The sequence below is a fragment of the Campylobacter concisus genome, assembly GCF_015230015.1.
Lineage (GTDB): Bacteria > Campylobacterota > Campylobacteria > Campylobacterales > Campylobacteraceae > Campylobacter_A > Campylobacter_A concisus_AF.
Genome location: NZ_JAAKZC010000006.1, coordinates 77851 through 90381 on the forward strand (window position 1 = coordinate 77851; position 12531 = coordinate 90381).

Below are 12531 nucleotides of genomic sequence, written 5' to 3' on the forward strand. Positions count from 1 at the left end.
TCCTTAGTTCATCTTCGCTTTTGCGTACTCGATAAGGCCGCCAGCGTTTAAAAGCTCTTGCATAAATGGCGGAATAGCGTTAAATTTATACTCTTTTTTTGTGCTTTCATCTATGATGACGCCGTTATCTACGTCAATCTTTAGCGTGTCGCCCTCGTTTATCTCATCACTCTCTTTTATCTCAAGTATCAAAAGCCCTGTGTTAAAGCTATTTCTATAAAAAATTCTCGCAAAGCTTTTTGCCACAACAGCCGCTATGCCAGCCTCTTTTAGCGCTAGTGGGGCGTGCTCTCTTGAGCTTCCGCAGCCAAAATTTTCACCAGCTACGATGATGTCGCCTTTTGCTATTTTAGAGCTAAATTTAGGATCGGCGTCTTCCATGATGTGCTTTGCTAGTTCTTTTTCGTCTGAAGTGTTTAAATATCTTGCGGCGATGATGATATCAGTGTCGATGTTATCGCCAAATTTCCAAACTTTGCCTTGTTTCATTTTTAACCTTTTGTTGTGTAAATTTGGGCTGATTTTAACCAAAAGAAGCTAAATAAATAATCAAAAAGCCAAATTTAGTGCGCCAAAAAGCCCTAAATTTAAGCCTTTGCCCTTTGTAAAATTTCTTTCATCTCATCTTCACTAAGTGGCTCAACAAGCACGTTTGCAGCGTCGATGAAGTGGTACTTTTCTTTTGGTAAATTTGCCATGAAAGCTCCATATTCACACTCATCAAGCACGTGAGCGTCACTATCATCCACACCCACAACTAGCGTAAGCACCCAGCGCGAGACCTTGCGATCTCCAAGCGCTTCTTGTGCCTGCCACGACGGAGATGGAGCATAAGGCAAGATGGTCGGCAAATTTTCACTAAGCGTATATGCGCCAAAGATTTCGTTGCCGTCTTTGTCTTGATAGAGGTGCTCTTTTGCGCTGTATGCGTCAAGATACTGCACCCGTCTCATCATCTCATCAAATTTAGCCGCAGGACTGACACTTGCAAAGATTTCATCTACCATAACCGCGTCAAACGCCACGTCTCGCTCCACGCCAGAGATGTAAAGAGTTTGATTTTTCTCTTTTATATCTTTTAACGCTTCAAGCCCCCACATGATGTCAGCCTCGTAGTCAAATTTTAAAATTTGCTCACTATCATAAATTTTTTCGTTGTCGCACTCTATTTTTGAGCCAGTTTGAGCCGAGAGCTTTGAGAGTAGCGAAAGTGCGATCTGCCAGTCGCCGACGCCACTTGGAGTATAAACACGCACGATATAGCAGCCATCCTCGTAGTTTAGCTCAAAGCCACGAGCGCTCTTTTGCCACACGCCTGCTATCATCACGTCAGCGCCAAGCTCATTTGCGCTTGGCTCCTCTTGCGCACTGTTAAAAAAGAAAAGCCCCTCAACAAGCCCTGAAATTTCACGCTCGCTTAGCGCCTTTGCATATCCGCCAAGTAGCTTCTTTTTATTTTTTACACTAAATGTCAAACTCATAAATTCTCCTTTATCTAAATAGTAAAAGCACGCCGATAGTGCAAACTATGACGGCGGTGCAAATTTCAAGTAGTCTTAGGTGCGTTTGTAAAAATTTCTTTAGCATAGCTCCACCAAGTGCGTAGATATTTAGAGCTAAAAACTCGATAAAAACGAGCGTTACGGTGATCACGCACATACGAGCTAGGCTAAAAGGGGCGTCTTTGTCTAAAAATGTAGGCAACAAGGCTGAGAAAAATATCCACGCCTTTGGGTTTGAGACGCTAACGATGAAGCCATTTATAAACATCTGCTTTTTGCTTGGCAAATTTGAGACATTTGTGATGCTAAGCTCGCCCTTGCCAAAAAAGAGCATAGCACCAAGATAGAGCATGTAAAGGCCTGCGATGATATTTAGCGCCTTAAATGCATACTCAAAATGATGTAGCACCGCGCCCACGCCCAGCATACAGCTAAATGAGACAAAAGCGATCGCCAAAAGCTGCCCAGCCATCACAAAAAACGAGTGTTTGTAGCCAAAGCTCATACCAACGCTCATCGCATAAGTCATGTTAATACCTGGCATCATCGAGATCGGAAAAATCGTGACAAAAAAGAGCAAGAAATTCATGAAGCGCCTTAAAAATTTAGTGAAATGCTAAATCAAAATCTATAAATTTATGATAAAAAGAACAGTAAGGCGGTAAATTTAGTAAATTTGCTAGCGCACTATCTTTGATTGTGACAAAATTTAGCATTTGACACTTGGGGCTTTTACAAATTTAACCCAGACTTTATCTGCCAAATTTAACCTTCACGCTTTTAAATTTAGCAGTTCGCTAAAATTTGAGCTATAAAATTTATATAAAAGCAAGGTGCGAGTTCATATCTGCCTTGTGGCTAGGTGCTTGCAAAACGGCAAATTTATAAATTTAGAAATTTATGCTACCACGATTAGCACGCCAAGCCCATTACTAGCGGCATTTTGATAAAAATTTATAAGACCAGCAAAATGCTCTTTTAAACTCGCCCTTATATCTTCAAATTCACTCTCGCAGTGAAAAATATCAGGATATGTCTTTGAGCTTGCAAATTCTTTTAAATTTATCTTTGCTAAAAGTGCGTTGATATCAACATTTTTCAACGTCTCAGCCACCTCTTTTACATCTGTAGCACTAGCATAAGAGATCATCTCGCTTAGCTCTTCGTTTAACGCACTACGCCCAAAAATAGCCCAGCTAAGCGGTTCTGACGCCGTGAATTTATCGCCAGCGCTCAACCTTTGGGCGAAATTTCTGCCAGTTAGCATCTTACACATCGCATCCCACAAATTATCCATGTCGTATTCATCCAAAAGTTCGCCGCCGCCGCCATTTTTGATCTTTTCTATATCATCTTGCGAGTAGGCATAGTAGTGCGCACTAATCCCCATTTTAGAGCCTTAAATTTAATGTAAATTTGAAAAAGAGAAGGCGGAGCTATAAATTTAATAGTTCCGCACAAAATTAAATTTTAGTGAGTTAAGAAAAACTCTTGAATTTTAGCTTTGTCGCTTGTTTTTGTAAGAGCAAGCATCAAAAGAACTCTAGCTTTTTGAGCATTTAGGTTGTCGCTTGTTAAAAAGCCGTATTTTGCGTCATCAACTTCGCCATTCATAGTTGTCTCGCCACTTCCCACACGTGAGTCACGAACTACCACTACGCCAGCTTTTGAAGCCTCACCAAGAGCCTCTAACACGCTAAAGTAAGGGTTGCCGTTGCCTAGACCAGCGCTAACGATGCCTTTTGCGCCGTTTTTGACAGCTACATTTACAAAGTCAGGGTTGTCATTTGCGTGAGAGTAGATGATATCAACTCTTGGAAGCTCTTTTACGCCAGTTAGGTCAAAAGCTGAGCTTGCTGTGTGTTTTCTGATTGGGTTCATATAGTATTTTACGTTGCCATAAAAGACAGTGCCGATCTTGCCGCTATTTGGTGATTTAAATGTATCAACGCCTGTTGTGTTAGTTTTTGTAACCTCTCTGCCAGCGTGAATTTCGTCATTCATAGTGACTACAACACCCTTGCCTACGCTATCTTTGCTGATAGCAACATTTACAGCGTTAAATAAATTTAGTGGGCCGTCTGCGCTTAGTGAGCCGCTATTTCTCATCGCGCCTACAAGCACAACTGGCTTGTCGCTTTTAACGACTAAATTTAGAAAGTAAGCTGTCTCTTCCATAGTGTCTGTGCCGTGAGTAACGACGATGCCATCAGCCTTGCCGCTGTTTAGAAGCTCGTTGATCCTATTTGCAAGCTTTAGCCAAACTTCGTTATTCATATCTTGTGAGCCGATATTTGAAATTTGCTCGCCTTTTATGGTAGCGATCTTGTTGATATCTGGCACGGCTGCTATTAGTTTATCGACCGTAACAGTTCCAGAAGTATAGCTTGAATCAAGCGAACCTGAGCCGCTTCCAGCTATCGTTCCACCAGTAGCTAGGATGTAGATGGTTGGCTTTGCAACCGCTAAAGTAGTACCTAAAATCATGAGTAACACCGCCTTAAAGATTAAACGCATTTTAACTCCTTTGCATTAAAATTTGCTAGAGCATTATAACGTCATATATTTAAAAAATTTATTAATTTTTAAAATTTATATTTATTTAAAGAATTCTTATCAAAAGCATATAAATTCCAGTTGAAACGACTATGCTAAGAAGGGCATTTTTAAACTTTAAATGCACCAAAACAGCCGTCAAAACCGCCACTATCTCGCTTAAGCCGTATGGAAACTCGCTAAATTTAGTATCTTTTAGCCCGTAGCAGACCAAAACGACCATTATCATCATACCCATATGCTTCTCAATGGCGTCTAAATAAGGGTTTGACTTATAGTTTCTTAATGCATAAAATGGCGTCACTCTCGTTATAAAAGTAGCTAGTGCGCTTAAAAGCACCGCCACAAAGAGCACCATCTCGCTTGAACTTACACTTATCAAATTTTATCCTTAAACAAAAGCAAAAATATAAAACAAAGCGCCATCGAGCCAACAAGCACAAATTTAGCTGGAAATAGGCTCACTCCAAGCACGCCAAAAAAGACCGCCACAAAGAGCACGCGGTAGTTTTTATCATTTTTAAACATCTCGATGACGACCACTATAAAAAGCGAGGTCAAACTAAACTCAAGCCCCTTTGTATCGGTCTTGATAAAGTCACCAAGTATCGCTCCAAGCAGCGTTCCAGCCGCCCAGTAAGACCAAGCAAGCAAATTTAGCCAGCTAAAGACAAAACTTCGCTCATTTGCATCCTTTAGCCCTAAATTTTTAAATATCGCAAAGGTCTCATCTGTTAGCAAAGCGATGTTTAAAAGCCTAAATTTGATCCCGCTATACTCTTTTAAAAGCGAAATTCCATAAAAAGTGTGACGCAAATTTACAAGATAGCTCACGATAAAGACCTCAACATAGCTCGTGCCGACGCTAAAGAGCGAAAGCATCATAAACTGCGCTGCTCCGCCATATCCAAGCATACTAAGCGCCACTGCGATAAATGCGCTAATGCCCATGCTTTTAGCCAAAATGCCAAAGGCGATGCCAAGAGGGAAAAAACCCATAAAGATAGGAATGGATAGTTTAAAAACGTAGTTAAATGTCAAATTTCACCTTCATAAAAAGTCAAAATATTAGCAAAAATTTAAAAATCTAAATTTAAAGAATAGATTTTGTTCTTTAAAATTTAATGACCTTTTCGCATTTTAAAACTAAATTTTATAAAATAACAACAAAAATTTATAAAGAAAATTTCTATGAAAAAGATAGTTTTACTAATATTTTTAACACTAAATTTAATAGCTCTAATGACAAATCCAAATATCAAAATCCCTCAAGCAAATAGCTGCAACATCGAAGATAACTGCATTGATTTTAGCCGTAAATATAGCGATGATGAGTATAAAAGGCTATTTGGAGTTTATAAAAGTGAGTGCGAGGTTAAAAATTTAGACACATGCATCTATCTGGCTGAGTTTTATAAAAAAGGGCTTGGCGTAAAAAAAGACGTGACAAAATCACTAGAAATTCTTAACAAAACTTGCGATGAAAATAACAAATTTGCCTGCCACAACCTTGGTGTTGAGTATCAAGAGATGAAAGATCACAAAATGGCTTTAGATGCTTTTAAAAAAGGCTGCGATCTAGCTTTTATACAAAGCTGCTTTAACGTCGCAGTTTTATATAGTAACGGCAGTGGCGTGAAAAGAGATTACAAAAAGGCAAGCAAAATTTACAAAGAAGTTTGCGAGCAAAATTTCTATGAAGGATGCTACAACCTGGCAGTTTTATACCACAACACGCCAGGCGTAAAGCGCGACTACAAAGAAGCGGTAAAGCTTTACAAAAAGGCTTGTGATAGCGACTTTAGCATCTCTTGCTACAACCTAGCGAGCTTATATCAAGAGCAAAAAGAGTATGAAAAGGCCAGTAAGCTCTATTTTAAAGCTTGCAAGCTTGACTTTGCCGATGCTTGCAATAACCTAGCCAGCCTTTACGACGACGCTCTTGGCGTAGAAAAAGATGATGAAGTGGCGTTTAGATATTACAACAAGGCATGCAGACTAGATAGCGCAAGTGGGTGCAAACATCTTGCATATTTTTATTACCATGGCATAGGTACAAAAAAGGATAAAAAGCTGGCAGAAAAAGAGCTTAACAAAGCTTGCAAACTAGGTCTTAAAGAGGCTTGCGAGATAGTTAGAGATTTTCACTAAAGAGCGTTTATGAAAAAGCTAATTTTTTCTTTATCTCTCTTTTTGCTTCTAAATGCAGAAAATTTAGACGAGATGTGCCAAAGCGAGGACGATATAAGAGCAAATTTAACGAGCTGTTACAAGGCTGCTACAAAAATTTATAACTCTTCAAGCGATGATAAAGATTTTAAAAAACTACAAAAGATATTTTTACTAGCTTGCGAAAATGATATGAAAGAGGGTTGCTACAGCGCTGCGCTCATCTATCTAAATAGCTACAATGACGTGGGTAGCGAGCTTAATCAAACTATCATATTAAATAGATACGCTAGATTTCTTAACTACGCGCTTTTGGGTAGCGGCAAAAAAGAGGATAAAACGACTGCCAAAAGCTACTTTCAAAGATCATGCGAGCTAGGCTTTAAAAAGGGCTGCGATATGAGAAATTTATTAGAGAAGCTTGGGGTATTAAATTTGATCCTAAAAGCATATTTACTATAAATTTAGACCTTTTTATCTAAACTTATTTAAATTTTTAAAAAGGCAGGCAATGAAAAAGATCGTTTTACTTTTATCTTCTACAGCTCTTTTGTGGAGTGCAAATTTAGACCAAAAAGCGCTTGAGACAAAGTGCGAAAAGGCAGATGCCGCAAGCTGCTACGAGCTTGGAGCTATCTATCAAGAGAGCAAAGCCTACCAAAAAGCGGGCGAGTTTTACAAAAAAGCTTGCGAGCTAAAACACGCAAGTGCTTGCAGTAGCGTTGGCGTGCTCTACGACATGGACTACATAAAAGATGTAAATAACAAAAATGCAGCCAAATTTTACCAAAAGGGCTGCGAGCTAAACGACGGCTTTGGCTGCGCAAGGCTCGGATTTGTCTATACGCTAGATAAAAACTATAAAAAGTCAAAAGAGCTCTTTTTAAGGGCATGCGAGCTAAAAGATGGCGACGGATACTACGGCCTTGGGCTTTTATACTATGACGGAAATGGCGTAGAGCGAGACGCCAAAAAGGCAAAAGAGCTCTTTGAAAAAAGCTGCGATCTGGGTCATGCTACTGGCTGCAATAGCCTTGGTATGATGCTTCATAGCGGAAAATACGTAGAAAAAGATCAAAAAAGAGCTAGCAAACTCTTCATAAAAGCTTGCGAAATGGGCTTTGCAGATGCTTGCCACAACCTTGGGGTTATCTATTTTGAAGCAAAAGGCGATAAAAATTTAGCTAAAAAATACTTTGGCAAGTCCTGCGAGCTGGGCAACGACGAAGACTGCCAAATTTACAATGGCTTATAAATTTAGCTTGGATTACCAAACTAAATTTAATGCACCTGCCCTTTTGGACCCTTGCCCTTTGGGGTCCTATCTGAAAAGTAAAAAACATCAAGCGTAAAAGCAACGAGTATAAGTCCAACAATAGCCAAAGTCGCGTCCATATCACCTACCTTTTAAGTCCATTTACTATCTCTAACATCGAGTCACTCGTAGTTATCGCCTTTGAATTTGCCTCGTATGCGCGCTGACCTGTGATGAGATCAGTCATCTCTTCAACAAGTTGCACGTTACTCATCTCGACAAAGCCTTGTCTAATGGTGCCAAGTCCGTCAAGGCCTGCTACACCTACCACCACGTCGCCGCTAGCGCTTGTTTGAAGGTAGTTGTTATCACCCATTGAGTGAAGACCGGCTGGGTTTATGAAATTTGCTAGCTCGATCTGACCTATCTGAGCCATGTTGGTTTCGCCAGCTTGAAGCACTGAGACGGTGCCATCTGTGCCTATTGAAATTTGTGTCGCATTTGCAGGGACTGTGATCTGAGGGATGAGCTGGTAGCCGTCGCTATTTACGATCGTGCCGTTTGCGTCAAGCTTAAATGCACCGTTTCTAGTGTAAGCCGTCGTGCCATCAGGGAGTTGAATTTGAAAAAAGCCGTTGCCAGCTATGACCATATCTAGGTTGTTGCTAGTCTCTTTAAAATAACCCTGAGAGAAAATTTTATTTATCGCTGTTGGGCGCACGCCAAGACCTACTTCGATGCCTGTCGGGCTTGTAGTAGTTTGGCTCGTAGCCGTGCCTGCGTACTCCATGACTTGATACATAAGATCGGCAAATTCAGCTCTATTTTTCTTATATCCATAGGTATTTACGTTTGCGATGTTGTGTGAGGTTACATCTATCTGCGTCTGCTCGGCGATCATGCCAGTGGCCGCAGTGTAAAGTGATCTCATCATAGTTTTATCCTTTTATTAAGCTTTTAGGGCTAGTTTTTGAACAGCATCTTGGTTAAGGTCAGTCATGTGGCTTGTCATAACCTTTTGATACATATCAACTAAGCGCTGGGTTTCTATTAGACCCACCATTTCTAAGACTGGATTTACGTTTGACATCTGAGCGTAGCCTTGCATCACGCTATCAGCCTCGTCAAGCTCGGTTATGTCGTCAAAATTTCTACTCTCAAAGAGATTATCGCCGACCTTTTTTAGATCTCTTATCTCTCTTGGCTGAGCGATGTAAAATTTAGAAAATTGATTGTTATTTGAGTATAAATTTCCATTTTTATCAGATGTTAAAACCTCGCCTTGTGGCACTTGGATGCCTCTTTGACCTGGATTTTGCGCTTCATAGCCACTTGGTAGCACCCTGTAGCCCTCTTTTGTGACGATGTAGCCGTCCGCGTCAAGGCTAAAAGAGCCATTTTTGCTTAGTTTTACGCCATTTGGAGTATCAACTAAGAAAAAGGCATCGTCTCTTTTTATCGCAAAGTCAAGCGTATTTGAGCTGTATTTAAAGCCACCAGCGCTAAAATCGGTGTATTCTTCGCTCACTTGTGGCACACGATCAAGTGTTCTATTTAGAAATTTAGCTCCGTCTTTTGTGTGATTTTTAATCGGAAGCTCATCTTGCGTCTCTTTAAAAATTCTCGCAAAGTCGCCGATAACTACGTCGTTTCGCTTGTAGCCGATCGTATTTACATTTGCAAGGTTGTTCGAGATGACATTTAGTCTGTTAAACTGCGTTACCATGCCAGCAGTGGCTTGATAATAACCATTTTGCATAAATTTTCCTAATCAAAATTTGATTTTTATAGCTACTAAGCAATCATCGTTCCAACTTTCTTTTTATAGACATTTAAAAAATTTTGGGTATAATCCACTTTCTTTTAACCAATACTTAAATCACAATGATACGATTTGAAAGGAAATTTATGAGCGCCGCAAAAGACTCTTTTTCTCAGATAGAAGAGCTTTTTGTTGAAAATGCAAAAGGCTTTTTGACATACGAAAAATTAGTAAAATTATTAGACAAAGCTCCGACGGCTACGATAGTAAAAAAGATAGAACAACTAGCAAAAACAAACAAAGTTCAGCTCATCACATCTGCTGAAGCTGCAAAGCTTAGAAATTTAGCTGACGCCAAAAAACGTCAAGAAAATGCTCAAAAAAGTGATCAAGATATCGACGAGGATCTCGATCTTTCAAGCGAGAGCGACCTTTTAGAGTGGTCAAGATCAGATAGTCCAGTAAGGATGTATCTAAGAGAGATGGGCCAGATCGCACTTCTTACAAAAGAAGAAGAGGTAGAGATCAGCAAGAGGATCGAGCTTGGCGAAGATATCATCATCGATGCATTTTGCTCGGTACCGTTTTTGATCGATTTCATACTTGACTATAAAGAGCCGCTCATCAATAGAGAACGCCGCGTAAAAGAGCTTTTTAAAAGCTTTGAAGATGAGAGCGAAAACGAAAACGAAGATAACGAAGAGGATATAGACGAAGAGGATGAGGAGAACGAAGAGAACGAAGCTCCTAAAAAATCAGCCAAAAACGACAAACGCGCAGAAAAAGTTATAGAGAGCTTTAAGGCCCTTGAAAAGGCTAAAAAAGAGTGGCTAAAGACTGCAAATAAGCAAGATAAAGTAGAAAGCGATGACACAGCTTCAAAGATGACGCTTGCGTTTAAAAAGAAAATTTTAAAAGAGAAGCTGATGGACCTTGGCCCAACAAGCAAGCTAATCAGCGAGATCGTAAAATCAATGGAGACAGCTCTTAAAAGCGATGATGAATTTGACAGAGAGCTAAAACGCTTGGAGTATCGCTTACCGATGTTTAGCGACGAGCTAAAGAAAAATCACAAAAGCATCTTAAAAGATATCATCAAACTTAGCAAAGAAGAGATCGCAGCTCGTGTGCCAGAGGCTACGATGGTCTCAACTTACGTCGAGATCAAAAAACTTTTTACGACAAAAGAGGCGAGCAAACAAGGCTTTGACCTTGAGCCAGCAAGACTAAAAGAAATTTTGGAGCAGATCAAACGTGGAAAGAAAATTTCAGACGAAGCAAAAGCTAGAATGGCTAAGTCAAACCTCCGTCTAGTCGTAAGTATCGCAAAACGCTATACAAACAGAGGCTTGCCGTTTTTAGATCTCATCCAGGAGGGCAACATCGGTCTTATGAAAGCGGTTGATAAATTTGAATATAGAAAAGGCTATAAATTTTCAACCTACGCCACATGGTGGATCCGCCAGGCTATCTCACGCGCGATCGCCGATCAGGCAAGGACGATCAGGATACCTATCCATATGATAGAAACGATCAATCGTATCAACAAAATCAACCGAAAATACCTCCAAGAAGAAGGCAAAGAGCCTGATGTAAGCGTCATCGCAAAAGAGGTCGGACTAAGCGTTGATAAGGTAAAACAGGTGATCAAGATCACAAAAGAGCCTATCAGCCTTGAAGCTCCTATCGCAAACGAAGAAGACGGTAAATTTGGAGATTTTGTTGAAGACAAAACTTCGCTATCACCGATAGATCAAATTTTAAAAAGTGACCTTAGAGAGCAGATCGACGATGTGCTTTCACAGCTAAATGAGCGCGAAAAGGCGGTTATTTCGATGAGATTTGGCTTGCTTGAAGATGAGAGTGACCGCACACTTGAAGAGATCGGCAAAGCACTAAATGTCACTCGTGAGCGTGTCCGCCAGATAGAAAGCTCGGCCATTAAGAAACTAAAACACCCAAAAGTTGGTAGAAAACTCAAAAACTACATCGAGGGCTAACAAGCCCTGCCCTTTTGGGCGTCCGCAGCAAACTCTTTAAATTTCTAAATTTATATCCTAGTCTATAATTAGGTTATTTTCACAACCGAAGTGCGAAATAGCTATTAAGGAATTTAATGTTTTTGTATGTGTCTATACCATATCTTGGTGTATATAGTCTTGTTTAGGTAGCTTTCTTTGAAAAATTTATAGTGTCTATACCCTTTAAAGGACTTTCTCTTTGAAAAATTTATAGCATCTGTACCCAAAAATTGTTTTAAATATTACATATAACTCTCATCTTAAAGCATAATTAATTTAACCTTCGTTTTGAGGGTACACTTGCTATAAAAGTTATTTCTTTAAAGGTACATTAGCTATAAAATTTCAATCAAATTCCAAAAACAATAACTAAAGAAACATAAAATTTTAATTTACAAATATGTTTTATAAGTTAAAAAAAATAGAAATAAAAAAGAGAGTTTTACCGGCACAAGACCGGTAAAAATTTATTCGCCTAGAAGTTTATCTAGTTTTGCAGCCAAGCTCGTAGTGTCATGAGCTTTAGCTAAAGAGGCAGCATGTAGCTTTAAATTTGCTTGTAAATTTTCTTCCAAGCTCTTTGCGATGTCGCTACTATCAAGATTCTCTACGCTATTAGCATTTGCTACACTTCTAGCAGCTAGAGCGTTCATTCCCTTAAATACAGCATTTTGTGTTGAGCCGATCTCTGAGCGAAGTGAATTTATATTTTTCAAAATATCACCTGAATTTGAGCCGTCCTCTTTGACATCTAAAAGAGCATTTGTGCTTAAATTTATATTTTTTGTGCCATCGCCTGTAAAAAATCCAAGCTCGACGTCAAAAACGTTTTTACCATTAAATTTAGCCTCTTTTACGCTGTCGCTCATCGCATTTTTAAGCGCATTTATCTCGCCTTTTATGCCCTTTTGCTCGTTAGCTGAAAGAGCTGGGTTTGAAAGCTTGCTTGATAGCTCGCCGATCTTATCCGCGCTCTCGCTTAAATTTAAAAGCGTTGAGTCGGCGATCTGAAGCATGCCGATCATATCATTTGCATTTGCCATGCCCTCATTTAGGACATTTGTTTGCGAAAGTAAGCTCTCTGCGATTTGCAAATTTGCACCTGATGCTTTGATCTCGCTATTTGCAGAGATGGCGTTTAGCGCCTTTTTCTCGCTATTTTTAGCTTGATCTAAATAATAGTTTCCTGAAGCCTGGTTTGCAGTATAAGTTCCTAACTTCATATCAACTCCTTTTTTAGTAGTTTCGTGATGGATTTTACTATAA

At 39.6% G+C, this 12531-nt stretch carries 14 protein-coding genes; 4 read left to right on the top strand and 10 right to left on the bottom strand.

Annotated elements, in window-relative coordinates; translation table 11 throughout:
* Positions 1-3 precede the first annotated feature (3 nt).
* The 7 genes from G6W42_RS04740 to G6W42_RS04770 form a co-directional block, all read right to left on the bottom strand.
* The gene (locus G6W42_RS04740; protein ID WP_103607651.1) at positions 4-489 is read right to left on the bottom strand and encodes a 3-isopropylmalate dehydratase small subunit; all 486 of its coding nucleotides are present in this window, start codon (positions 487-489) and stop codon (positions 4-6) included.
* 98 nt (positions 490-587) lie between these two features.
* Positions 588-1481 (bottom strand): DUF4299 family protein, encoded by an 894-nt coding sequence (locus tag G6W42_RS04745; protein ID WP_194173149.1) that lies wholly within the window; start codon positions 1479-1481, stop codon positions 588-590.
* 10 nt (positions 1482-1491) lie between these two features.
* A complete protein-coding gene (locus tag G6W42_RS04750; protein ID WP_194173150.1) occupies positions 1492-2091 on the bottom strand; it encodes a LysE family translocator in 600 nt (199 codons plus the stop codon).
* 309 nt (positions 2092-2400) lie between these two features.
* Positions 2401-2892 carry a DUF1877 family protein gene (locus tag G6W42_RS04755; RefSeq protein WP_194173151.1) on the bottom strand — a complete coding sequence of 164 codons (492 nt, stop codon included), beginning with the start codon at positions 2890-2892 and terminating at the stop codon, positions 2401-2403.
* Between the two features lie 80 nt (positions 2893-2972).
* Positions 2973-4019 carry a type II asparaginase gene (locus G6W42_RS04760; RefSeq protein ID WP_035160651.1) on the bottom strand — a complete coding sequence of 349 codons (1047 nt, stop codon included), beginning with the start codon at positions 4017-4019 and terminating at the stop codon, positions 2973-2975.
* An 85-nt stretch (positions 4020-4104) separates the two neighbouring features.
* Positions 4105-4440, bottom strand: a complete 336-nt coding sequence (locus tag G6W42_RS04765) for a branched-chain amino acid transporter permease (RefSeq protein ID WP_194173152.1) — start codon at positions 4438-4440, stop codon at positions 4105-4107.
* Complete coding sequence (locus tag G6W42_RS04770) at positions 4437-5099, bottom strand: AzlC family ABC transporter permease (RefSeq protein WP_194173153.1); 663 nt, start codon at positions 5097-5099, stop codon at positions 4437-4439. Before G6W42_RS04770 ends, G6W42_RS04765 begins: the two co-directional genes overlap by 4 nt.
* A gap of 150 nt (positions 5100-5249) precedes the next feature.
* Between G6W42_RS04770 and G6W42_RS04775 the strand changes: the two genes are divergently transcribed.
* Genes G6W42_RS04775 through G6W42_RS04785 form a run of 3 tightly spaced genes read left to right on the top strand, consistent with a single transcriptional unit; the run spans position 5250 to position 7482 of the window.
* The gene (locus G6W42_RS04775; protein ID WP_194173154.1) at positions 5250-6209 is read left to right on the top strand and encodes a tetratricopeptide repeat protein; all 960 of its coding nucleotides are present in this window, start codon (positions 5250-5252) and stop codon (positions 6207-6209) included.
* 9 nt (positions 6210-6218) lie between these two features.
* Positions 6219-6689 (top strand): sel1 repeat family protein, encoded by a 471-nt coding sequence (locus tag G6W42_RS04780; protein WP_194173155.1) that lies wholly within the window; start codon positions 6219-6221, stop codon positions 6687-6689.
* A 49-nt stretch (positions 6690-6738) separates the two neighbouring features.
* Entirely contained in the window at positions 6739-7482 is a 744-nt protein-coding gene (locus G6W42_RS04785; RefSeq protein WP_194173156.1) for a tetratricopeptide repeat protein, read from the top strand.
* Between the two features lie 145 nt (positions 7483-7627).
* Here the strand turns inward: G6W42_RS04785 and flgG are convergent, their stop codons facing one another.
* Positions 7628-8416, bottom strand: a complete 789-nt coding sequence (gene flgG, locus G6W42_RS04790; RefSeq protein WP_103587128.1) for a flagellar basal-body rod protein FlgG — start codon at positions 8414-8416, stop codon at positions 7628-7630.
* Positions 8417-8431: 15 nt separating this feature from the next.
* Positions 8432-9241 carry a flagellar hook-basal body protein gene (locus G6W42_RS04795; protein ID WP_103614227.1) on the bottom strand — a complete coding sequence of 270 codons (810 nt, stop codon included), beginning with the start codon at positions 9239-9241 and terminating at the stop codon, positions 8432-8434.
* A gap of 149 nt (positions 9242-9390) precedes the next feature.
* Here G6W42_RS04795 and rpoD point away from each other — a divergent pair, with 149 nt between their 5' ends.
* Complete coding sequence (gene rpoD / locus G6W42_RS04800; RefSeq protein ID WP_194173157.1) at positions 9391-11244, top strand: RNA polymerase sigma factor RpoD; 1854 nt, start codon at positions 9391-9393, stop codon at positions 11242-11244.
* 488 nt (positions 11245-11732) lie between these two features.
* On the opposite strand, the gene G6W42_RS04805 is transcribed toward rpoD, so the two are convergent.
* A complete protein-coding gene (locus tag G6W42_RS04805) occupies positions 11733-12488 on the bottom strand; it encodes a flagellin (RefSeq protein WP_194173158.1) in 756 nt (251 codons plus the stop codon).
* Positions 12489-12531 lie beyond the last annotated feature (43 nt).